Genomic DNA, 22,217 nt, shown 5'->3' with positions numbered 1-22,217 from the left:
CGCGCGTTAGAGGGCAGTCTTTATAAGCGTAGAACGGGTGCTTGTTAATGCCCGTCTGGCGGATAACTGGCGTCAACGTTCTGTCAAATGGCGACTTTTCCCGGTCTTGCTGGCTTTGGCACTGACCGTTAGTCGGAGTCTGAGGCTTTGCCATTGGTGATGGCGTGATGACACCTACTGCTTTGGCAGATCCCGGTCTAGAGTGGAGTCGAAGTATGTGTCCGGTTTTTTTCGACGGTACCGGCCTGACGTCACCAAAAGAGAAGCAGCATGGAATGCGCGCAACCCAAGCCAGTTGAAGGCAGCTCAGTTCTATTAATCGTGGATGATTACCCTGAAAACCTGATCAGCATGCGTGCGTTGTTACAGCGCCAGGACTGGCAGGTGATGACCGCGGCTTCCGGCTTTGAAGCCTTGAGCCTATTGCTCGAACATGAAATCGACCTGGTGCTGCTCGATGTGCAGATGCCAGGGATGGACGGTTTTGAAGTGGCGCGTTTGATGCGCGGTAGCCAGCGTACCCGTTTGACCCCGATCATTTTCCTGACCGCCAACGAACAGTCCCAGGATGCGGTGATCAAGGGCTATGCCAGTGGCGCGGTGGATTACCTGTTCAAACCGTTTGACCCGCAAATCCTCAAACCCAAAGTCCAGGCCCTGCTTGAACACCAGCGCAATCGCCGGGCCTTGCAGCGGTTGAGCCAGGATCTGGAAGCCGCACGCGCCTTTAATGCCTCGGTGCTGGATAACGCTGCCGAAGGGATTCTGGTGGTGGGCGAGGATGGCCTCATTCGCTTTGCCAATCCAGCCATGTCCCGCCTGCTCAATGCGACGGTCACCGAATTGCAAGGCACGGAGTTTGTGGACTTCCTGCAAAAACCGCACGTGCCGGTGTGGGCTGATTCTGACATTTATGCCGGTTATCAACGGGGTGAGACCTGGCGCGTGCACGATGCAATCCTGCGCACCGCGCCGGGTCAGCAAGTGCCGGTGGCGTTGTCCTGTGCGCCATTGCCGTCCGAACAGCGGGCCATGGTGGTGACCGTGCTCGACATGTCGGTGGTCCGCCATCTGCATCAGCAGCTGGAGTTCCAGGCTGTCACAGACCCGCTGACCGGGCTGCTCAATCGCCGTGGTTTTTACCAGACGGCGGAAAACCTGCTGTTGCGCGGTGAGCGTTCTGACAGCGCGTGGGTCTTGTTGTACCTGGACCTTGATGGCTTCAAACGGGTCAACGATTCCTTGGGGCACGATGCCGGTGACCGGGTGCTGCGTTGGGTGTCGGAGCAGTTGAAAGCCTGTCTTCGGCCGTTCGACATTCTGGCGCGCATGGGCGGCGATGAATTCACTGCGTTGCTCGATCTGGAGTTTCCCGAGCAAGCGGCGAAGATTGCCGAGAAGCTCATCGAGCGAATCTCGATCTGTCAGCAGATTGAAGGGCTGGATGTGGCGCTCGGCGCGAGCATCGGCATTGCGACCTATCCCGATTGTGGTTCCAGCCTTGACGGCTTGTTGCGCGCCTCAGACATCGCGATGTACGAGGCCAAGCGTGCCGGGCGTCAGCAATATCGCTTCTACGACCATGAAATGAACGGTCGCGCGCGCTCGCGGCTGATGCTCGAAGAAAGCGTGCGCACGGCCATTGAAAATCAGGATTTCAACCTGGTCTATCAACCTCAGGTGGCGATTGTCGACGGTCGCATTCGCGGGTTTGAAGCCTTGCTGCGCTGGCAGCATCCGAGTGTCGGCGATGTCCCGCCGGGGTTGTTTTTACCACTGCTGGAAGAGGCGCGGCTGATCAGTCGTCTCGGCAGCTGGATTTACCATCGCGGCGCCAAGCAGCGTAAAGCTTGGGAAACCCTGTTTGCCAAGGATCTGGTACTTGGTGTGAGCTTGAGTGGCACCCAGTTCGGCATGCCGAACCTGGTCACCGAATTGCGTCAGGTGCTGGAGCGACATGAGCTGCAGCCGTCTCAGCTGGAAGTTGAAATCACCGAAGACGCCTTGATACAAAATGTTGATGAGTCACGTAAACAGCTGCGTCTGTTGCGTCACCTCGGGGTGCGGGTAGCGCTGGATGACTTTGGTTCGGGGCCGTGCTCGTTGGCGCACTTACGCGATCTGGAGTTGGACACGCTCAAGCTCGACCGGCACCTGATTGCCCGGATACTCGATTCGCCTCGGGATGCAGCGCTGGCGCGCAGCGTCATCGGGCTGTGCAAGCAATTCGGGATGTTGGTGATCGCCGAAGGCGTGGAGACCGTTGCGCAGTATCAATGGCTTGAGGCCAACGGTTGCCAGTATGTGCAAGGGTTCCTGGTGGCCAGGCCGCTGATGGCCGAGGATGCCGGTGGCTTTGCACAGCCGTTTGACTGGAGCGCGCTGACCGCCTGAATTCGCTACACTGGCGGTCTTTCGTCACTCTGTTGTTGACCCATGACCGCGCTGAAGTACCTCCAGGCTTATCCCGCTGCCTTGCAAGATCAAGTGCGCCAGTTGATCGATCAGGATCGGCTGGGCGACTACCTGAGCCAGCGTTACCCGGACAAGCACGCGGTGCAGAGTGACAAGGCGCTGTACAGCTATGCGCTGGAGTTGAAACAGGAATACCTGCGCAATGCGCCGGCCATCGACAAAGTGCTGTTCGACAACCGTCTCGACCTGACCCACCGTGCCCTCGGCCTGCACACAGCGATCTCGCGGGTGCAGGGCGGCAAGCTCAAGGCCAAGAAAGAAATCCGCATCGCCTCGTTATTCAAGGACGCCGCGCCGCAGTTTCTGAAAATGATCGTGGTGCATGAACTCGCGCACTTCAAAGAGTCCGATCACAACAAGGCTTTCTATAAGCTGTGCGAGCATATGCTGCCGGGCTATCACCAGCTGGAGTTCGACTTGCGGGTGTACCTGACGTGGCGGGATATGCAATAGCAGATCTTTTAAACATGGAGCGGGTGAATGGACGTTAGCAAGACCAAAAGCAGCTTCTACCGCCGCCTGTACGTGGCGTACCTGATCGACCGCGGTCTGGCCAGCAACGTCCCGGCACTCACCGACGTCACCGGCATGCCGCGGCGTACAGCCCAGGACACCATTGCCGCGTTGGCCGATCTGGATATTGTGTGCGAGTTCGAGCAGGAAGAGGGCGCGCGCAACCATGCCGGGCGTTATCGGATCCTGGGCTGGGGGGCGATTGATCCGCGCTGGATCGAGCGCAATCTGCAGCAGATCAAAGCAGTGCTTGAGTATCCCTGACGGAGGTGCTTGATCGTTCCCACGCTCTGCGTGGGAATGCATCCCGTGACGCTCTGCGTCACATCCCGAAGCGGACGCAGAGCGTTCATGGCGGCATTCCCACGCAGAGCGTGGGAACGATCACTAGGGACGACGCATCCCGATATGCGGAATGTCATCCTCCAGGTATTCCTCGCCCACCACGACAAACCCGTACCTCCCGTAATACCCCTGCAAATGTGCCTGGGCCGACAGATAGATCGGCACTTCAGGCCAGTATTTCTCAGCCTGCTTGAGCCCCTGCGCCATCAACTCATGACCCAGGCCCTGGCCTCGTACCTGGGGAGCAATCACCACCCGCCCAATCACCACGTCTCCGCCCTGTGAAATCGGGTCGAGCAAACGCAGGTAGGCCACCAGCTGATCGCCGTCCCAGGCCATCAAGTGGCAGGTGTCACCGTCCAGATCCAGCCCATCGACTTCCTGATAGGCGCATTTCTGCTCAACGACGAACACTTGCGTGCGCAACTGCAAAATGGCGTACAACTGCTCTTTGCCCAGATCGCTGTGGTGTTTGCAGACCCAATCAATTGTCATCTTCACATTCCTTGAACAACGTTGCTCCGATACTAAGCGTCCCGTTAGCGGATGTCTTGCGGCATAAAAAACTGTGACAAAGGCCAAAATGCCACCATTCATTTCTCGCGACGTTGTCTTCTTTGTGTAATCTGATTGTTAGCGGTTTGTTGTGGCTTCAATGAGCTACTGTTAGGGCCTGGGTTGTGGCCGTGATTCGGCACATCGGCCTTCGAGTTTTGGCTAAAAACACGCTGGGCTGCCCGCCCGCTAAGGATTTTTTAGCATGCCGCGATTGCATCGAGCTGTTGCTTTGGTTGGATTGCTGTTGCTGAGCCAGACCGCCACAGCAGAAAAACTGCGGCTGGTGGCCGATGCCTGGCCCCCCTTTACCGATGCCACGCTGGTCAATGGCGGGGTGGCAACTGACATTGTCAGTACTGCGCTGGCGCGGGCGGGTTATGCCAGTGATTTCGAGCAGGTGCCTTGGGCCAGGGCTTTGCTGGGTGTGGGCGAAGGGCGTTACGACGTGCTGGTCAATGCCTGGTTCAACGAGGAGCGCACCCACATCGGGCAGTTTTCCAGTGAGTACCTGCTCAACCGGATACGTTTCCTCAAGCGTAAAGACACGCCGATCGAATACAACAACTTGCAGCAGCTGCACACCTATCCGGTTGCCGTGGTGCGTGGTTATGCCTATTCGCCCGAGTTTGACGGCGATGCCGCCTTGCAGAAAGTCCAGGTGCACAACTTCCCCATGGCGGTGCGCATGCTCGCCGCTGACCGGGTGAAGCTGACCCTGGAAGACGAATACGTTGCCCGCTATTACCTGGCGCGCGAATCCTCCAAGGTGCGCAATGCTGTGGAGTTCCTGCCCAATCCTCTCAGTGAAAACAGCCTGCACATACTGGTCAGCCTGAAGAATCCCGACCATGAGCAGATTGTTGCCGGTTTCGACCGCGAGATTGCAGCGATGAAGGAGGATGGCAGCTATGAGCGATTGCTCAGGCAGCATGGGATGTAGGGTTTGAAGGCTGAACCAAGCTTTATATTGATTCTGACGGCCCCATCGCGAGCAGGCTCGCTCCCACACTGATCTGCGGCACGACGAAGATCCCCAATGGGAGCGAGCCGGCTCCGGGCGGCGATCCGACGATGGGGGCCAGGCAGGCCCTGAAGAGCTCAATCCTCGCTCGTATCCTTGATCAAATGCGCCGCCAACGTTCTTAACGGTCCCAGTTGCCGGCAGATCAACCCCAGTTGGGTTTGCACCAGACGCTGACCCTCATCGATTTCGTCAGGCATTTGCTCAAGCCCGGCGGCCAGGGCTTCTTCTTCGTCGCTCTGAATCGCAATCGGCGATTTGCTTGCCAGCCCTTGGGCGATTTCGTCGATGCTGGTCGCCAGACTGACGCCGGCACCGTTGATCAACTGTTCCCGAATGTCAGCAGGTAGCTGGATTTCGCGGTGTGCGCCGAGGCCCGAGAGGTAGCTGAGCAAGGTGTGGGAAAGCACCAGGAAACGGAAACCAACGTCAGCCTCCTTACGGAAATGCCCCGGTTCCATGAGCATGTTGGCCAAGGTAGTCGACAGCGCCGCATCGGCGTTGTGGGCATTGCGTCGAGCCAGCCGATAGGCCAGGTCATCACGTTTGCCGACAGCGTATTGCTGCATGATCTGGCGCAGGTAAATGCTGTTGCAGGTCAGGGTGTTGGCCAGCACTTTGTTCAGTCGTCGACCTTGCCAGTCCGGCAGGAACAGCAGCACCGCGAGCCCCGCAATCAGACCGCCAAGCAAGGTATCGAGGAGTCTTGGCAGGAACAGCCCGTAGCCGTCGCCGACCTGGTTGAAGCAGAACAGCACCATCAAGGTGATTGCTGCAGTCGCCAGCGTGTAGCGGGTGGTGCGGTTGATAAAGAACACCACGCCAGCGGCAATCGCGAAACACGATTGCACCAGCGGGTTGGGAAACAGATCGAACAACGCCCAGGCCAGGGTCAGGCCGATCGCGGTGCCAAGGATCCGCTGACCGAGTTTGCGCCGTGTGGCGCCGTAGTTCGGTTGGCAGACAAACAGTGTGGTGAGGATGATCCAATAGCCCTGCGATGGGTGGATCAAGTGCACCATGCCGTAGCCGATGGTCAGCGCCAGAGGTAGGCGCAGGGCGTGGCGAAACAGCAACGAGGTCGGCGTCAGCTGCGTGCGCAGGCGTGTCCAGACGTCCTTGAGGTTGCGCGGTGAACGGTCGAGCAGGCTGCTGTCGGTGGCGTCGGCCAGGCTGTCGGGATTACTCGCGTCGCTGAGCAAGCGGTCAAGGGTGCCGAGGTTGGCTGCCAGTGCACGCAATGAGCGCAGCAAGCCGCGCCAGGCCGGGTTGCTCTGGATACGCAGGTGTTCGAGGGAGGCGTGCAGGTCGCTCAGGGCTTCGGCAAAGCTGTCGTCATAGACGAACGGCTGGCGCATCTGGATCGACTCGGCCAATGCCCGGCAGGCTTTGCCTTGCTGGCGCAGCAGGCGTTGGCAGCGGAACAGCACGTCGCTGTGGAAAAAGGCTTCGGCCAGGGCGTTGTACGGATAGTGCGAAGAGCTGGCGCGTTCGTGGATGTCCTGGGCGAGGAAATACAGCTTCAGGTAACGGCTGACTTTCGACCCCGGTCGACCGTTGCCGACCCGGTGCAGGATGATCTCCTTGGCAGCATTGAGCGCCGCGACCACTCGGCCATTCTGCTGCGCCAGTTCCAGCCGGCGGGCTTCGACGTCCATCTGGCGGATCGGCTCGAACAGCGATGATTTGAGCTTCAGGTAAAACCCCAGCTCGCGAAACAACCGCGCCAGGCTCTGCTGCACCGGCTGGTTGGAAAACAGCGCCTGCCACAGCACCGAGAGCAAGCCATACCAGGCGGCACCGGCTACCAGCAACACTGGTTCATGCCAGAAATCGGTGACCGCGCCGCCGCGCTGGTCCACACCAATCATGGTGTACACCGACAGAATCAACGTTGCCGAGGCAATCGCGCCATAGCGTTCGCCCAAGGCACCGAGCATGGTCAGGCCGAAACTGGCCAGAGCCAGGGCGAACACGAAAATGTACGGGTAGGGGAATAGCAGCTCGACCGAGAACGCGGCAACGCTGAAGCACACCAGCGTCACGGCCAACGCATTGAGCCGGCCTTGCCAGCTGTCGTCGGTTTCGGCCAGGGCGCTGGCGATAATCCCCAGGAACAGCGGGATCAGCAGGCCCATTTCATTTTGATACCAACACAGCGCCATGGTACCGGTCAGGGCGATGAACACCCGTACGCTGTAGCTGAATTTATCCAGCGCCCAAAGGCGACGCAGAGTCTGACGAAACGAGGTTGATGGCATGAAGTACGGAGGCCTTCCGGGGCAATGCAGCTAAATTGAGCCAGTAATGACGACGACGCAATGGCGCCGATCACATCTGACAGCAAAAACTGTTCCTTCCTTGTACAAGTGCAAGAGCTGCAATTAATCCTGTGGCGAGGGGGATTGCCCCCGTCCGGCTGCGTAGCAGTCGTAAACACTGCAAATGCGGTACGCCAGACAGAATGCGGCAACAGGTTTTAGGGCCGCTTCGCAGCCCAACGGGGGCAAGCCCCCTCGCCACAAAAGCCCGATCACGTATTCGAGAGTGTCAGACGTACTGCGCCGCCGCGTAACCCGAGGCCCAGGCCCATTGGAAGTTGAAGCCGCCCAGGTGTCCGGTGACGTCCAGCACTTCGCCGATGAAGTACAGGCCAGGGCTTTTCAGCGATTCCATGGTTTTGGACGAGACTTCGTGGGTGTCGACGCCACCGAGCGTGACTTCGGCCGTGCGATAGCCTTCGGTACCGGCCGGGACCAGTGTCCAGCTCGCCAGTTTGGCGGCGATATCGGCAAGCTCCGCATGGGTGTACTGCTTCATCGGCTTGGAGACGAACCAGTTGTCGGCCAGCAGATTGGCCATCTTCTTGGTGAAGATTTCGCCGAGCAGAGTTTTCAGTTCGCTGTTCGGGCGCTCGGCTTGCTGCTGTTGCAGCCAGCTCGGCACGTCATGGTCGGGCATCAGATTGATTTCAACCGCGTCACCGGATTGCCAGAATGACGAAATCTGCAAGATCGCCGGGCCGCTGAGGCCGCGGTGGGTGAACAGGATGTTCTCTCGAAAGCTCTGATCGTTGCAGCTCACCAGACAATCTACCGACGTACCGGAGAGCTCGGTGCATAGCTCTTTGAGCTGGTCGGTAATGGTGAACGGCACCAGGCCGGCGCGGGTGGGCAGCAACTGGTGGCCGAACTGCTTGGCCACTTGATAACCGAAACCGGTGGCGCCCAGGGTCGGAATCGACAGGCCGCCGGTGGCGATCACCAGCGATTCGCAGGTGAGTTGGCCCAACGTGGTTTCCAGCAGGTAGCCGCTGTCGAGTTTTTCGATCTGCTGGATCGAGGTGTCGAGGTGCAGGCTGACGCCGACCTGATCGCACTCGTCGAGGAGCATGCCGAGGATGTCGCTGGATTTGTTATCGCAGAACAGCTGGCCGAGCTTTTTCTCGTGGTACGGCACGCCGTGCTTGGCCACCATCCCGATGAAATCCCACTGGGTGTAGCGCGCCAGCGCGGATTTGCAGAAGTGTGCGTTTTGCGAAAGGAAATTGCTCGGCTCGGTGTACATGTTGGTGAAATTGCAGCGGCCACCACCGGACATGAGGATTTTCTTGCCGGCCTTGTTTGCGTGGTCGAGCAACATCACCTTGCGCCCGCGCCCGGCGGCGGTCAGTGCACACATCAACCCAGCGGCGCCAGCGCCAATGATCACGACTTCGGTAGAGCGCAAAACGGTGTCCTCAACTGTGTTCAGCTCGTTCCCACGCTCTGCGTGGGAACGCCGCCATGGACGCTCTGCGTCCGCTTTGTGACGCGGAGCGTCACGGGATGCATTCCCACGCAGAGCGTGGGAACGATCAGGATCAGAGAATCCGTACGCGCAGCGAGCGGCCTTTGATCTTGCCGTCGTTCAGGCGCTGCAAGGCTTGCTTGGCGATCCCGCGCTCCACGGCGACGTAGGCCTGGTAGTCGAAGATCGCGATCTTGCCGACCTGGGCGCCAGGAACACCGGCATCGCCGGTCAGTGCGCCGAGGATGTCACCCGGGCGAACCTTGTCTTTACGACCAGCACCGATGCACAGGGTGCTCATGGCTGGCAGCAGCGGGGCGCCGCCCTGTGAGGTCAGGTTGTCCAACTGACCCCAGCTCAGCGGCGACTTCTGCAGTTGCTCGATGGCTTGGGCGCGATGCGCTTCGGACGGCGCTACCAGGCTGATGGCGATGCCTTTCTCACCGGCACGACCGGTACGGCCAACGCGGTGGATGTGGATTTCCGAGTCGCGGGCCAGTTCGACGTTGACCACCATGTCCAGCGCATCGATGTCCAGACCACGGGCGGCGACGTCGGTAGCGACCAATACGGATGTGCTGCGGTTGGCGAACATTGCCAGTACCTGGTCGCGATCACGCTGTTCCAGGTCACCGTGCAGGCCAACGGCCGAGATGCCTTTGGCAGTCAGGTGGTCGACGGTTTCCTGCACTTGCTGCTTGGTAAAGCAAAAAGCGACTGTCGATTGCGGACGGAAATGCGCGAGGACCTTGACCACCGCGTCCATGCGTTCTTCCGGCGAAATCTCGAAGAAACGCTGTTCGATCTGCGTGTCGTCGTGGAACGCCTCGGCCTTCACTTGCTGCGGATTGCGCATGAACTTCGACGCCAGTTGCTTGATGCCCACCGGGTACGTGGCGGAGAACAGCAGGGTCTGGCGACGCTCAGGGCACTGGGCGATGATTTCTTCGATGGAGTCGTAGAAACCCATGTCGAGCATGCGGTCGGCTTCGTCGAGGATCAGCGTGTTCAGGCCGTGGAGCACCAGCGAACCCTTGCGCAGGTGCTGCTGGATGCGTCCCGGGGTGCCGACGATGATGTGGGCGCCGTGCTCCAGCGAACCGATCTGTGGACCGAACGACACGCCGCCACACAGGGTCAGGACCTTGATGTTGTCTTCGGCGCGGGCCAGACGACGGACTTCCTTGGCGACCTGGTCAGCCAGCTCACGAGTCGGGCAGATCACCAGTGCCTGGCAGCCGAAGAAGCGCGGATTGATCGGGTTCAGCAGGCCGATACCGAAGGCGGCGGTTTTGCCGCTGCCGGTCTTGGCCTGGGCGATCAGGTCCATCCCCTTGAGGATCACCGGCAAGCTTTGCGCCTGGATCGGCGTCATCTGGGCATAACCGAGGGAGTCGAGGTTAGCCAGCATGGCGGCGGACAGCGGCAAAGTATTAAAAGCGGTGGCGATGGTGGTCACGGGACTGGCCTGCAAAACAAAATGTCGCGCAGTGTACCAGCCCAGTGGCCATTCGCCCTAAGGCTCTATGTGCGATTCCGGACGCTTGACGCGCCGTCCGTCTTCTCTCGACAGTTGCGAGAAGATCGTCGCGGCGAGCATCGCCATGATGCCGACGGTCACAAAGGTCAGCTGGAACGCGCCCAGCACCGTGTCCACGCCATCATTGCCGGCCTCCGCCGTGAAGCCGCCCAGCAGGGCGCCGGCGCAGGCAACGCCGAGACTCAGCGACAACTGCGCGACCACTGACAGCAGGCTGTTGCCGCTGCTGGCGCTGGCGTCGTCGAGGTCGATCAGGGTCACGGTGTTCATCGCCGTGAACTGCAAGGAGTTGATTGCCCCGAGTATCGCCAGTTGCACCAGCAGCAACCAATAAGGCGTCTGCTCGCTGACCAGGCCCATGCTCGCCAGCATGATCCCCAGCGCCAGGGTGTTGCCGGTAAGCACGATGCGATAACCCAGGCGCTCGATCAGCGGTCGCGCGATCGACTTGGCGAACATCGCTGCTGCTGCCAGTGGCAACATGCTCATCCCCGCCAGGGAGGGTGAGTAGCCCAAGGCGACCTGTAGCAGCAATGGCACCAGAAACGGCAGGGCGCCGCTGCCGAGCCGGGCGAACAGGTTGCCGAGAATGCCCACGGCAAAAGTCCGGGTCTTGAACAGCGCCGGTGCGAACAACGGATTGTCGATATGCCCGGCCCGCAGCCAATAAGCCGCCAGGCACGCCATACCGCCAAACAGCAGCAACATCACCCGCAAATGTGGCAGGTGCAACTCGCCCAAGCCTTCCATGGCAATGGTGATCAGCACCATCGCCGCGCCGAACAGCAGGAAACCCAAGCCGTCGAAGCGCGTGCGCTCGGTGCCGCGCAGGTCCGGGATGAATTTCCAGACCGCGTAGCAGCCGATCAGCCCGACCGGCAGGTTGATCAGGAAGATCCAGTGCCAGGTCAGGTATTGCACCATCCAGCCGCCCATGGTCGGACCGATCAACGGCCCGAGCAGACCGGGAATAGTGATGAAGCCCATGATCCGCACCAGTTCCGAACGCGGGTAAGCGCGCAGCACCACCAGTCGCCCGACCGGCAGCATCAATGCGCCGCCCAGTCCCTGAATCACCCGGGCGCCGACCAGCATGGTCAAGGTGCTGGAGAGCGCACAGAGCAAAGAGCCGAGGCTGAACAAGAGGATCGCGCCGAAGAAGATTTTCTTGGTGCCGAAGCGGTCGGCGACCCAGCCCGACGCCGGAATCAGCAAGGCGACCGTGAGCATGTAGGCGATGATCACGCCTTGCATGCGCAGTGGGTCTTCTGCCAGATCGAGGGCCATGGCGGGCAGGGCGGTGTTGAGGATGGTCCCGTCGAGGGACTGCATGAAAAACGCAATCGCCACCACCCAGGGGACCCAACGGGCGGTGATTGCATCAAGAGCCGGACGGTTGGGCATGGGACCTCGTGTTTGGAAATGATCGTTCCCACGCTCTGCGTGGGAATGCAGCCCGTGACGCTCCGCGTCACAGTTCAAGAGCGGGACGCAGAGCGTCCATGGATACACTCCCACGCAGAGCGTGGGAGCGATCAATTGTGTTTACAGCGTCAACGTCAGGCGGCTGACCAGCGCTCCCGGCAACACCGCCGAAGCCGTGGCCCGCTGGCTGTAGGTGCTGGGCGACAAAATCAGTTCACGCTCACGGGTCAGTGCTTCCAGCTGCGAACCGAGCAGGCTGTAGGCGCTGTCATCGAAGCGCATGGTGCTGACCGGTGCCTGAATCTCGCCGTTTTCGACCCAGAAGGTCGCGAAACGGGTCATGCCGGTCAAGCGTGCGGCCGGTTGGTCCGAGTAATTCAGGTACCACAGGTTGCTGATATACAGACCGGTGCCGAGTTGCTTGAGAATCTCGGCTTCCGGCAACACTCCGGCGGCCATGTTCAAGGCACTTGGCGACTCGCCGCCACCGGCACCATTGGCGGTCAGGCCATATTCGGCGGCGCTGCGCGAGCCCACCAGCCGCTCGCCAGCCTTGCCCGCAACGATCAACCCGAGATCGCTGCGCGGGTAGCCTTCGCCGGAAAACGCCGGACTCAGGGAACCGCTGACTTTTTCATCCAGCGAGAGCAATGGGCTGAACGCGCTATCACCGGCGTAGAGTTTTTGCAGCGGGCTGCTTTTGCTGGCAATCGACTGTGCGGAGAAACCACCCCAGCAGAGCATGCCGACGATTTCTTCCAAAGCAGCTGGCGCCAGATAGGCGCGGTACTGACCCGGCGCCAGCGTGCGCAGTGGCCGCCCCAGGAACTCCAGTTGCTCGCGGGCCTGCTGAAAGCGTTTGGCGAAACCTTCGCTGTTCCAGTCGTGCCCGGCGTAGCTGGCTTTCACCGCTTGGCCATTGGCGTGGAACAGGCTGAAGTCGAAATTGAAGCTGTTGGCCTGATGCCAGCCAAAGGCGCCGGACGAACTGGCGAACCCTCGGCTAATCGGCCCGGCGGCGTAGAAGCCGACCAGATCGAGCCCTTCGGCGGCGCGGGCGATTTCGGCGACCACCTGCTCGGTGTCCGGCAACGGGTGATCCTGCACGTTCTTGCTCTGCCAACCCGTGTGGTTGAGCAGCAGATACGGATCCTGCGGCAACAACGGCAGCGTTTCGCGCAGCTGTTGCAGACCTTCGGCCAGGCGCTGAAGGTCGACCTCGGGATCACCGGCGAAGGTGATGCTGAGGTCCGCATGCCGGCCGTCATTGATCAGTTTGAAACCGACACTGGCCTGCTGGACCTGGCCAGCCTGACGCACCTTGGCGTGGTTGAAGCGCACAAACGCCGACGATTCGGCGGCGTAGCTCAGGGTGAACTGCTCAGGCTCGCGCACCGCGCTGCGCAACCAGGCCACCAGTCCTTTGAATTGCTCGACCTGACTCAACGTCGTACTCATCAGGCGTCTCCTCCAAACACATCAATGTTGCTGAACACGCAGGCCGGCGACGCGTGGCCGACGCGGATCACCTGGTTCGGCTCGCCCTTGCCGCAGTTCGGCGTGCCCAGCACCTTGAAGGTGCTGGTGTCGCCAACGGCACTGAGGTTGCGCCAGAATTGCGCAGAGATACCCCGGTAGTTCGGGTTTTTCACCACGCCTTTGAGTTCACCGTTTTCAATCAACTGACCCCACTCGCAGCCGAACTGGAATTTATTCCGCGCATCGTCAATTGACCATGAGCGGTTAGTCGACATCAGCACGCCGTGTTCAATGCCTCCGATCAACTGTTCGAGCGACTGGTCGCCAGGCTCGATGTTGAGGTTGGCCATGCGGTCGATGGGCGGACGGTTCCAGCCGCAGGCGCGACTGTTGGCGACGCCGTCGAGGCCTGCGCGAAATTGCGACAGCGCACCACCCAACGGACGGATCAGCAAGCCTTCGTGGATCAGGAATTGTTTGCTCGCCGCCGAGCCGTCGTCGTCATGACCGTAGCTGGCGAGCTGCTCGGGAATGTCTGGGTCGAAGGTCACGTTGAGCAGTTTGGAGCCGTATTGCAGGCTGCCGAAATCGCTGGTTTTGACGAAACTGGTGCCGGCGTAATTGCGCTCGTCGCCGAGGATGCGGTCGAGCTCCAGCGGGTGACCGATGGACTCGTGGATCTGCAGCATCATCTGGTCCGGCATCAGCAGCAGGTCGCGTTTGCCTTGCGGCGTGTTCGGTGCCAGCAGCAATTGCAGCGCCTGATCGGCGACGTGCGGGCCGGCGCCAATCAGCCCGCAACGGCTGATTACGTCCGCGCCGCCTTGCTGGCCGAAGTTTTCGCGGCCCAGGCTGCGGGTCTGGCTGTCGTTGCCGTCGTAGGCGGTGACGTCCAGCCCCGGGTAGACGAAACGTTGCGCCTGGCGCAATTCGGCGCCTGCGCTGTTGAGGTAGATCTGCTCGACATGGGTGATGCCGATGCTGACCTGCCAGTTCACCAGTCGCTCGTCCTTGGGCACGGCGGCGGATTCGGCGCCGAGCAGTTGGTAGCAATCGCTGAGGGACGGGAACGGTTGTGCAAGGTTCGGTGACAGGTAGTCGGCGCGCTCGCTGGAAACCGGCTGCTGGCGCAGGTCGAGCAGGGCGTGGGCGGCCATCGAGCGGGCCTGTCGTTCGGCGCGGTCGAGGGCGGCTTGCAGACCTGATGGCGACAGGTCGTTGGTCGCGGCATAGGCTTCGACGCCATTGACCCGTGCAGTCAGCATCGCCCCTTCGTCACGACTCAGGCTTGGAGGCTCGGCAACGTTTTTGCGTACCGACAGGTACTGACCCGACTCGCGCACATAGCGCAGCGAAAAAAACTCGGCGCCCGTGCGCAAGGCAGCGAAACGCTGCTTGAGCTGGGGGTGGAAATCGAACATTGAAGAACCTCCGTAGTTAGATCGTTCCCACGCTCCGCGTGGGAATGCAGCCCGTGACGCTCTGCGTCACATCCAAAGCGGACGCAGAGCGTCCATTGAGGCATTCCCACGCAGAGCGTGGGAACGATCAGGTGGTAAGGTGTTTAGACCGGGCAACCCTTGGCGCGCAGGATGGCGTCGAAACGATCCGGGTCCAGCGTTCCGGCTTCGATAGCCGCAAGCGTAGCCTTTTCGCGAGCCAGCAGGTCGTGGCAGCGCACCAGCAGCTCCGGCAGTTCGCTGCGCGATGCCGCCACCACGCCGTCGCCGTCGCCAATCATCAGGTCGCCAGGGGCAACCAGCATGCCGGCGCAGGAGATCGGCACGTTGATTTCGCCGCCACCGTCGGTGCTCGGGCCACGGTGTACGCCGCCGATGGCGTAGGCCGGCAGTTCACCGGTTTGCCATTCATCGAGGTCTCGCAGGGCGCCGTTGATTACCACGCCGACGATCCCGGCCTTGAGGGCCATGGCGCGCATGATGCCGCCGAACACGGCGCGGGTCAGGTCGGCACTGCCGTCGATCACCAGCACGTCGCCCGGGCGGGCCATCTGCATGGCTTTGAGAATCATCAGGTTGTCACCGGGACGCACGCGAACAGTCAGCGCACTGCCCAGCATCGGCGCATTGCCGTGGAAGGCTTTCAAGCCCAGGCCACCGACGTTGCGGCCCAGGCAGTCGCTGACGGCGGCGGCGGGGATCTTGCTGAATGCCTGAAGCCATTTCGGATCGAGGGGTTCTACGTTTGGATTGATCAGGTAGCCGGTGGGCCATTTGCTCGAAGACACGACATCAAACATGAGTAAGCCTCGTGGCCAGCCAGGTGGCGGCTTGTCGATGGGGCGGGGGGTGAAACGTTTGCGCGGTGACTAGATTAGGCCTGCGCGGGGGGTGGGATCAAGGGTGAAGCGGGTGTGCAGCAGGAAGGTGTTGATACGGATCGTTCCCACGCTCTGCGTGGGAATGCCGCCCGGGACGCTCCGCGTCCCTTTGCAGGCGTGACGCGGAGCGTCACAGGATGCATTCCCACGCGGAGCGTGGGAACGATCAGTGTGGTGTTACTGCGCGGTAGGGCCCACTTCACGCAACGGCTTGCCACGCACCGGGGCATCGCCCGCGACGTAGTACTTGGCCTTGCTGCGAGGCAATGGCTGACGACCACGGATCTTGTCGGCGATTTTCTCGGCGATCATGATCGTTGGCGCGTTCAGGTTACCGGTGGTGATCAGCGGCATGATCGAGGCATCGACTACGCGCAGACCTTGCATCCCGTGGACGCGACCCTGGCCATCGACCACGGCCATTTCGTCGGTGCCCATTTTGCACGAGCAGGACGGGTGGAACGCGGTTTCGGCGTGTTCACGGATGAACTTGTCGAGTTGCTCGTCAGTTTGTACCTCGATGCCTGGGCTCAGCTCGCGACCACGGAACGCGTCGAGTGCCGGCTGCTGCATGATTTCACGGGTCAGGCGGATGCCGTCACGGAACTCCTGCCAGTCTTGCTCGGTGGCCATGTAGTTGAACAGGATGCTCGGGTGCTGGCGCGGATCCTTGGATTTGACCTGGATGCGGCCGCGGCTTGGCGAGCGCATGGAACCCATGTGCGCCTGGAAGCCGTGCTCTTTCACACCGTTGCTGCCGTTGTAGTTAATCGCCACCGGCAGGAAGTGGTACTGAATGTTCGGCCATTCGAAGTCCGGACGGGTACGGATAAAACCACCGGCCTCGAACTGGTTGCTGGCACCGATGCCGGTGCCGTTGAACAGCCACTCGGCACCAATGGCCGGCTGGTTGTACCAGAGCAGCGACGGGTACAGCGAAACCGGCTGGGTGCACGCATATTGCAGGTACAGCTCCAGGTGGTCCTGCAGGTTCTCGCCGACGCCAGGCAGGTCGTGAACCACAGGAATGTCGAGGCTCTTGAGCAGCTTGGCCGGGCCGACGCCGGAGCGTTGGAGGATTTGCGGCGAAGCGATCGCGCCGCTGCACAGCAACACTTCTTTGCGTGCACGGGCTTCAACGGGCTCTTCGGCGCTGCCCACCAGGTAACGTACGCCGACCGCACGCTTGCCTTCGAACAGAATCTTGTCGGTCAGGGCGTGGGTGACGATGTTCAGGGTCGAACGCTTTTTGGCGATGTCCAGGTAGCCGCGTGCGGTGCTGGAGCGACGGCCTTTAGGCGTCACGGTACGGTCCATCGGGCCGAAACCTTCCTGCTGGTAGCCGTTCAAATCTTCGGTACGCGGGTAACCGGCCTGCACGCCTGCTTCAACCATCGCGTGGAACAGCGGGTTGTTGCCGGCTTTAGGCGTGGTCACGCTGACCGGGCCTTCGCCACCGTGGTAGTCGTTCGGGCCGATGTCGCGGGTTTCGGCTTTGCGGAAATACGGCAGGCAGTCCAGGTAGCTCCAGTCTTCCAGGCCAGGGTTTTTCGCCCAGCCGTCGTAGTCCATGGCGTTACCGCGGATGTAGCACATGCCGTTGATCAGCGAAGAACCGCCGAGGCCCTTGCCGCGACCGCATTCCATCCGGCGGCCGTCCATGTGTGGCTCTGGATCGGTCTCGTAGGCCCAGTTGTAGCGACGGCCTTGCAGCGGGAACGCCAGTGCCGCAGGCATTTGCGTGCGGAAGTCGAAACGGTAGTCCGGGCCGCCGGCTTCGAGCAGCAGGACGGTGACGCCTTCGTCTTCAGTCAGACGGGTCGCCAGGGTGTTACCGGCAGAGCCGGCCCCGATGATGATGTAGTCGTATTCCTGGGACATTGAATGCACCCTCTTGAAATGTGGTCAGGTCGCGAGCCTGGCGCCACCCAATTGTGGCGAGGGGGCTTGCCCCCGTTCGGCTGCGCAGCAGTCGCAAAATCAGCGACTGTGGTTTGTCTGAAGAAACACAGTGCCTGGGTTGGGGCCGCTTTGCGGCCCAGCGGGAGCAAGCTCCCTCGCCACAAAAGGCCCCTGCCACAGGTTGTGCGTCAGATCAGAAAACCGAGGCGTAATCGCCCAGCTCGACCTGTACCGATTTGATGCGGGTGAAGTTGTTCAGCGAGCTGATGCCGTTCTCACGGCCCACACCCGATTGCTTGTAGCCGCCGACCGGCATCTTGGCGTCGGACTCGCCCCAGGCGTTGATCCAGCAGATACCGGCTTCCAGTTGATGAATCACGCGGTGAGCGCGGTTGAGGTCCTTGGTGACGACGCCGGCGGCCAGGCCGAACTCGGTGTCGTTGGCGCGGCGGATCACTTCTTCTTCGGTATCAAAGGTGAGGATGCTCATCACCGGGCCAAAGATTTCTTCACGAACGATGGTCATCTCGTCGGTGCAGTCGGTGAACACGGTCGGCGCCACGAAAGCGCCTTTGGCGAATTCGCCGTCGGTCAGACGATCGCCGCCGCACAGCAGGCGAGCACCTTCTTCCTTACCTTTGGCGATGTAGCCCAATACGCTTTCCATGTGGGCGAAGCTGACCAGCGGGCCGAAGTTGGTGTTTTCGTCTTGCGGGTTGCCGACGCGGATGCGCGCAACGCGTTCCACGATCTTGGCTTCGAAAGCCGCTTTCAGGTGGCTCGGTACGAACACGCGAGTGCCGTTGGTGCAGACCTGGCCGGAGCTGTAGAAGTTGGCCATCATGGCGGTGTCGGCGGCGCGATCGAGGTCGGCGTCGTCGAAAATGATCAGCGGGGATTTGCCGCCCAGTTCCATGGTCACGTCTTTCAAGGACGAGCCGGAAGCGCTGGCCATGACCTTCTTGCCGGTGTCGGTGCCGCCGGTGAAGGAGATTTTTTCGATGCGTGGGTGCTCGGTCAGCCAGGTGCCGACTTCACGGCCGCTACCGGTCAGAACGTTGAACACGCCCGCTGGCAGGCCCGCTTCGGTATAGATCTCAGCCAGTTTCAAGGTGGTCAGGGAAGTGACTTCGCTCGGCTTGAAGATCATCGCGTTACCGGCCGCCAGGGCTGGAGCGGATTTCCATAGGGCGATCTGGATCGGGTAGTTCCACGCGCCGATACCGGCCACGATGCCCAGTGGCTCGCGACGGGTGTAAACGAACGACGTGGTACGCAGCGGGATTTGTTCGCCTTCGATGGCTGGCACCAGGCCTGCGTAGTATTCCAGTACGTCAGCGCCGGTAACGATGTCGACGTAGCGGGTTTCGGAGTACGCCTTGCCGGTGTCCAGGGTTTCCAGTGCGGCCAGTTCATCGTTGCGCTCGCGCAGGATTTCAACGGCACGGCGCAGGATGCGCGAACGCTCCATGGCGGTCATCGCGGCCCAGATTTTCTGGCCTTTTTCGGCGCTGACGACAGCGCGCTCGACGTCGGCGAAGGTTGCACGTTGCACTGTGGCGAGAACTTCACCGTTAGCCGGGTTGATGGCTTCGAAGGTGGCGTCGCCGCTGGCGTCGGAGTAACCGCCGTCGATGTAAAGTTTTTGCAGTTCGAAACGGGCCATAGAGTCCTCGCAAGTGCATTTAGTTATTGGCGTCAGCCACTGGGCGTGCCGTAAAGCCTGGGCACGTTGATCAGTAGCCGTTCAGGGGCCGAGCGGTTATGTGTGCTCCAGCAACTCCTGCTTAGCCAGTTGGATATCCATATATTCGTAAGCGATTCGTTGTGCCTGCTCGGTGTCGAAAGCGTCTCCCGACAGCGCGCCGCGCAACCACAAACCATCAATCAGGGCCGCCAGCCCGCGTGCTGCGCTGCGTGCCTGATCAAGCGGCAGCACTCGGCGGAACTCGCAGCACAGGTTGGAATACAGGCGGTGATCGTTGATCCGCTGCAACCTGTGTAAAGACGGTTGGTGCATGCTGGTTGCCCAGAAGGCCAACCAGGTTTTCATTGCCGGGCCATTGACCTGGCTGGCGTCGAAGTTGCCTTCGATAATCACCTGAAGATGAGCCCGCGGGCTGTTATCTCCCAGCGCCAGGCGGCGCGCGGTGACGTTCTCGCTGAGGACGCTCATCAGATACCGCATCGTGGCGGCGATCAGGCCATTCTTGTCCTGAAAATAGTGACTGATGATGCCATTCGAGACACCGGCCAAACGGGCGATCAGCGCAATGCTGGCGTCCCCCATCCCGACCTGATCGACGGCCTGCAATGTGGCTTCGATCAACTGCTGACGGCGGATGGGTTGCATACCGACCTTGGGCATCTTGCACATCTCCTTAGGCCTCCCGGTGGACGAAAAACGGCTACCGGATTGAGGGCCAGTCTATTTTGTTTTGATTGAACGTTCAATCAACAAAGAATAAGATCTGCGACAAATCGTCGCTGCCTACAGGTTTTTCCTACATGTGGTTGGCGGAAAAACGACATCCGAAAAATGCTCGAAACCCGCACGGGGCATGCTGCGAACCGATTTCAATGGACGCGTTGTATGGGCAAGACGCTCAGGGTCATGCGCTGCGTCATGTACGCGCGCGCGATCATCGAGGTCGGTTTTCAACACGGCTGCCGCGGTTTCGGGCTTTTTTCGGGGTGTCTTTATATCACCCGCAGGTCGGCTGCCAACTAACCGATTGGTCGGGTACTGCTTTGCCTTGTGTCTTTCTCTCGCACTGCCTGGAGCATCTGTGCAATGAGTTCTGCCTCTCTTATAAAGACCCCACCCGATAAGGTGACGGTCAACGGTTGGGTGTTCTACACCTCGACCGCATTGATCCTGCTGCTGACCGCCATCCTCATCGCCGCGCCGCAAGAAGCCGGGAGAATGCTGGGGATCGCTCAGGCCTGGTTGTCGCGCAGCTTCGGCTGGTACTACATGGTGGTGATCGCCGCCTATTTGGTATTCGTCGTCGGCCTGGCGTTCTCGTCCTACGGCAAGCTCAAGCTGGGCAGCAAGGACGATACCCCGGACTTCAGCTATGGCGCCTGGGCCGGGATGTTGTTCTCGTCCGGTATCGGCATCTCGCTGCTGTACTTCGGTGCATCCGAACCGCTGGATCACTACTTCAATCCGCCGGAAGGCGTGGCGGGCAGCAACCTGGCAGCGCGCCAGGCGGTGCAGCTGACGTTCCTGCATTGGGGCCTGCATGGCTGGGCGATCTACGCCTTGGTCGGTCTGGCCGTGGCGTACTTTGCTTACCGTCATAACCAGCCGCTGGCGTTGCGTTCGGCGCTGTATCCGCTGGTGGGCGAGCGTTGGGTCAAAGGCGCGGCCGGTCATGCGGTGGATGGCTTTGGCATGTTCGTGACCCTGTTGGGGCTGGTGACCAACCTGGGGATTGGTTCGCTGCAAGTGTCGTCGGGTCTTGAGAATCTGTTCGGCATGGAGCACAGCAACACCAACCTGCTGATCGTGATCATCGTGATGAGCACCGTGGCGACCATTGCTGCCGTGTCGGGCGTGGAAAACGGCATCCGCCGTCTGTCCAACCTGAACATCGTGCTGTTCAGCGGCCTGCTGATTTTCGTCCTGCTGTTCGGCCCGACCCTGCACCTGCTCAACGGCTTCGTGCAGAACATCGGCGACTACCTGAATGGCGTGGTGCTGAAAACCTTCGACCTGTACGTGTACGAAGCCGACAACGCCAAATCCGAGCGCTGGTTGGGCCTGTGGACCCTGTTCTACTGGGCCTGGTGGATTTCCTGGGCGCCATTCGTAGGCATGTTCATCGCGCGTATTTCTCGCGGTCGTACCGTGCGTGAACTGGTGGCCGGCGTGCTGCTGATTCCGCTGGGCTTCACCTTGGCCTGGCTGTCGATCTTCGGTAACTCGGCGCTGGATCTGGTGATGAACCACGGGGCGGTGGAGCTTGGGAAGACGGCGCTGGAACAGCCGTCCATGGCGATCTATCAACTGCTTGAGCACTACCCGGCGTCGAAGATCGTGATCGGTGTGTCGATTTTTGTCGGCTTCGTGTTGTTCCTGACCCCGGCCGACTCTGGCGCGGTGATGATGGCGAACCTGTCCTGCAAGGGCGGCAACGTCGACGAAGACGCCCCGCACTGGCTGCGGATCTTCTGGTCGGTGGTGATCACGCTGGTGACCATCGGCCTGCTGTTCGCCGGTAACTTCGAAGCCATGCAAACCATGGTGGTGCTGGCCGGTCTGCCGTTCTCGGTGGTGCTGGTGTTCTTCATGTTCGGCTTGCACAAGGCCATGCGCCAGGACGTGCAGATCGAGCAGGAACAAGCCGAGCTGGCGGCACGTGGTCGTCGTGGTTTCAGCGAGCGTTTGACCCAGCTGGACCTGCAACCGAGCCAGTCGATCGTTCAGCGCTTCATGGACAAACACGTCAGCCCGGCGCTGGAAGATGCGGCGGCGCAATTGCGTACCCAGGGTCTGGACGTGCAAACGTTGCTGGGTAAAGCCAAGCGTTGCATGGGCGTGCGGATCGAGATGGAAGAGGGCAACCCGTTTGTCTACGAAGTGAGCCTGGACGGCTATCTGGCAGCGCCGAGCGAGTCGCCGAACCCGGATGAAGCGCGCACGCGTTACTACCGCGCCGAGGTGTACCTGCACAACGGCAGCCAGGAGTACGACTTGATGGGCTTCACTCAGGATCAGATCACCCGTGATGTGCTCGATCAGTTTGAAAGCCATCGGCAGCTCCTGGGCCGTGTCTATAGCTAACGCTTGAGGTGATGCGGTGCAGTGAATGCACCGCAGC

General features: G+C 60.8%; 17 protein-coding genes. 6 read left to right on the top strand and 11 right to left on the bottom strand.

Annotated elements, in window-relative coordinates; translation table 11 throughout:
- Positions 1-270: 270 nt before the first annotated feature.
- The 3 genes from BK658_RS04810 to BK658_RS04800 are packed head-to-tail and all read left to right on the top strand — an operon-like array spanning position 271 to position 3,252.
- The gene (locus tag BK658_RS04810) at positions 271-2,394 is read left to right on the top strand and encodes a putative bifunctional diguanylate cyclase/phosphodiesterase (RefSeq protein WP_123581287.1); all 2,124 of its coding nucleotides are present in this window, start codon (positions 271-273) and stop codon (positions 2,392-2,394) included.
- 42 nt (positions 2,395-2,436) lie between these two features.
- On the top strand, positions 2,437-2,928 hold the full coding sequence (locus BK658_RS04805) for a M48 metallopeptidase family protein (protein ID WP_019694032.1): 492 nt from the start codon (positions 2,437-2,439) through the stop codon (positions 2,926-2,928).
- A 27-nt stretch (positions 2,929-2,955) separates the two neighbouring features.
- Positions 2,956-3,252 (top strand): winged helix-turn-helix domain-containing protein, encoded by a 297-nt coding sequence (locus BK658_RS04800; RefSeq protein WP_123581286.1) that lies wholly within the window; start codon positions 2,956-2,958, stop codon positions 3,250-3,252.
- Between the two features lie 123 nt (positions 3,253-3,375).
- Here the strand turns inward: BK658_RS04800 and BK658_RS04795 are convergent, their stop codons facing one another.
- Positions 3,376-3,828, bottom strand: coding sequence for a GNAT family N-acetyltransferase (locus BK658_RS04795; RefSeq protein WP_123581285.1), 453 nt, complete (start codon positions 3,826-3,828; stop codon positions 3,376-3,378).
- 265 nt (positions 3,829-4,093) lie between these two features.
- On the opposite strand from BK658_RS04795, the gene BK658_RS04790 reads away from it, so the two are divergent.
- Positions 4,094-4,831: a substrate-binding periplasmic protein gene (locus BK658_RS04790; RefSeq protein ID WP_123581284.1), complete on the top strand. Its 738-nt coding sequence runs from the start codon at positions 4,094-4,096 to the stop codon at positions 4,829-4,831.
- 158 nt (positions 4,832-4,989) lie between these two features.
- Here BK658_RS04790 and yccS read toward each other — a convergent pair whose 3' ends face one another.
- From yccS to betI, 10 genes are all read right to left on the bottom strand, one after another.
- Positions 4,990-7,173 carry a YccS family putative transporter gene (gene yccS / locus BK658_RS04785; protein WP_123581283.1) on the bottom strand — a complete coding sequence of 728 codons (2,184 nt, stop codon included), beginning with the start codon at positions 7,171-7,173 and terminating at the stop codon, positions 4,990-4,992.
- Between the two features lie 289 nt (positions 7,174-7,462).
- On the bottom strand, positions 7,463-8,641 hold the full coding sequence (locus BK658_RS04780; protein ID WP_054594403.1) for a BaiN/RdsA family NAD(P)/FAD-dependent oxidoreductase: 1,179 nt from the start codon (positions 8,639-8,641) through the stop codon (positions 7,463-7,465).
- Positions 8,642-8,774: 133 nt separating this feature from the next.
- Positions 8,775-10,112, bottom strand: a complete 1,338-nt coding sequence (gene dbpA, locus BK658_RS04775) for an ATP-dependent RNA helicase DbpA (protein WP_259740051.1) — start codon at positions 10,110-10,112, stop codon at positions 8,775-8,777.
- A gap of 105 nt (positions 10,113-10,217) precedes the next feature.
- Entirely contained in the window at positions 10,218-11,645 is a 1,428-nt protein-coding gene (gene mdtD, locus BK658_RS04770) for a multidrug transporter subunit MdtD (protein WP_221178591.1), read from the bottom strand.
- A gap of 141 nt (positions 11,646-11,786) precedes the next feature.
- On the bottom strand, positions 11,787-13,124 hold the full coding sequence (locus BK658_RS04760; protein WP_123581281.1) for a TldD/PmbA family protein: 1,338 nt from the start codon (positions 13,122-13,124) through the stop codon (positions 11,787-11,789).
- Positions 13,124-14,566: a TldD/PmbA family protein gene (locus BK658_RS04755; RefSeq protein ID WP_123581280.1), complete on the bottom strand. Its 1,443-nt coding sequence runs from the start codon at positions 14,564-14,566 to the stop codon at positions 13,124-13,126. The genes BK658_RS04760 and BK658_RS04755 overlap by 1 nt, the downstream gene beginning before the upstream one ends.
- 143 nt (positions 14,567-14,709) lie before the next feature.
- Positions 14,710-15,405, bottom strand: a complete 696-nt coding sequence (locus tag BK658_RS04750) for an RraA family protein (protein WP_071552994.1) — start codon at positions 15,403-15,405, stop codon at positions 14,710-14,712.
- A gap of 258 nt (positions 15,406-15,663) precedes the next feature.
- A complete protein-coding gene (gene betA, locus BK658_RS04745; protein WP_123581279.1) occupies positions 15,664-17,367 on the bottom strand; it encodes a choline dehydrogenase in 1,704 nt (567 codons plus the stop codon).
- A 214-nt stretch (positions 17,368-17,581) separates the two neighbouring features.
- Positions 17,582-19,054 carry a betaine-aldehyde dehydrogenase gene (gene betB / locus BK658_RS04735; protein WP_123581278.1) on the bottom strand — a complete coding sequence of 491 codons (1,473 nt, stop codon included), beginning with the start codon at positions 19,052-19,054 and terminating at the stop codon, positions 17,582-17,584.
- Positions 19,055-19,150: 96 nt separating this feature from the next.
- Positions 19,151-19,756: a transcriptional regulator BetI gene (betI, locus tag BK658_RS04730; protein WP_123581277.1), complete on the bottom strand. Its 606-nt coding sequence runs from the start codon at positions 19,754-19,756 to the stop codon at positions 19,151-19,153.
- Between the two features lie 225 nt (positions 19,757-19,981).
- Between betI and BK658_RS29915 the strand changes: the two genes are divergently transcribed.
- Both BK658_RS29915 and BK658_RS04725 read left to right on the top strand, forming a co-directional pair.
- Positions 19,982-20,119: a hypothetical protein gene (locus BK658_RS29915; RefSeq protein WP_185019776.1), complete on the top strand. Its 138-nt coding sequence runs from the start codon at positions 19,982-19,984 to the stop codon at positions 20,117-20,119.
- 120 nt (positions 20,120-20,239) lie between these two features.
- Positions 20,240-22,180 carry a BCCT family transporter gene (locus tag BK658_RS04725; RefSeq protein WP_259740050.1) on the top strand — a complete coding sequence of 647 codons (1,941 nt, stop codon included), beginning with the start codon at positions 20,240-20,242 and terminating at the stop codon, positions 22,178-22,180.
- Positions 22,181-22,217 lie beyond the last annotated feature (37 nt).

Origin of the sequence: Pseudomonas brassicacearum, from assembly GCF_003732175.1 — a bacterium.
In the GTDB taxonomy this organism is placed as follows: Bacteria; Pseudomonadota; Gammaproteobacteria; order Pseudomonadales; family Pseudomonadaceae; genus Aquipseudomonas; species Aquipseudomonas brassicacearum_G.
Note: the sequence above shows the minus strand (reverse complement) of the source record. Positions and strands in the feature narration are given on the sequence as shown.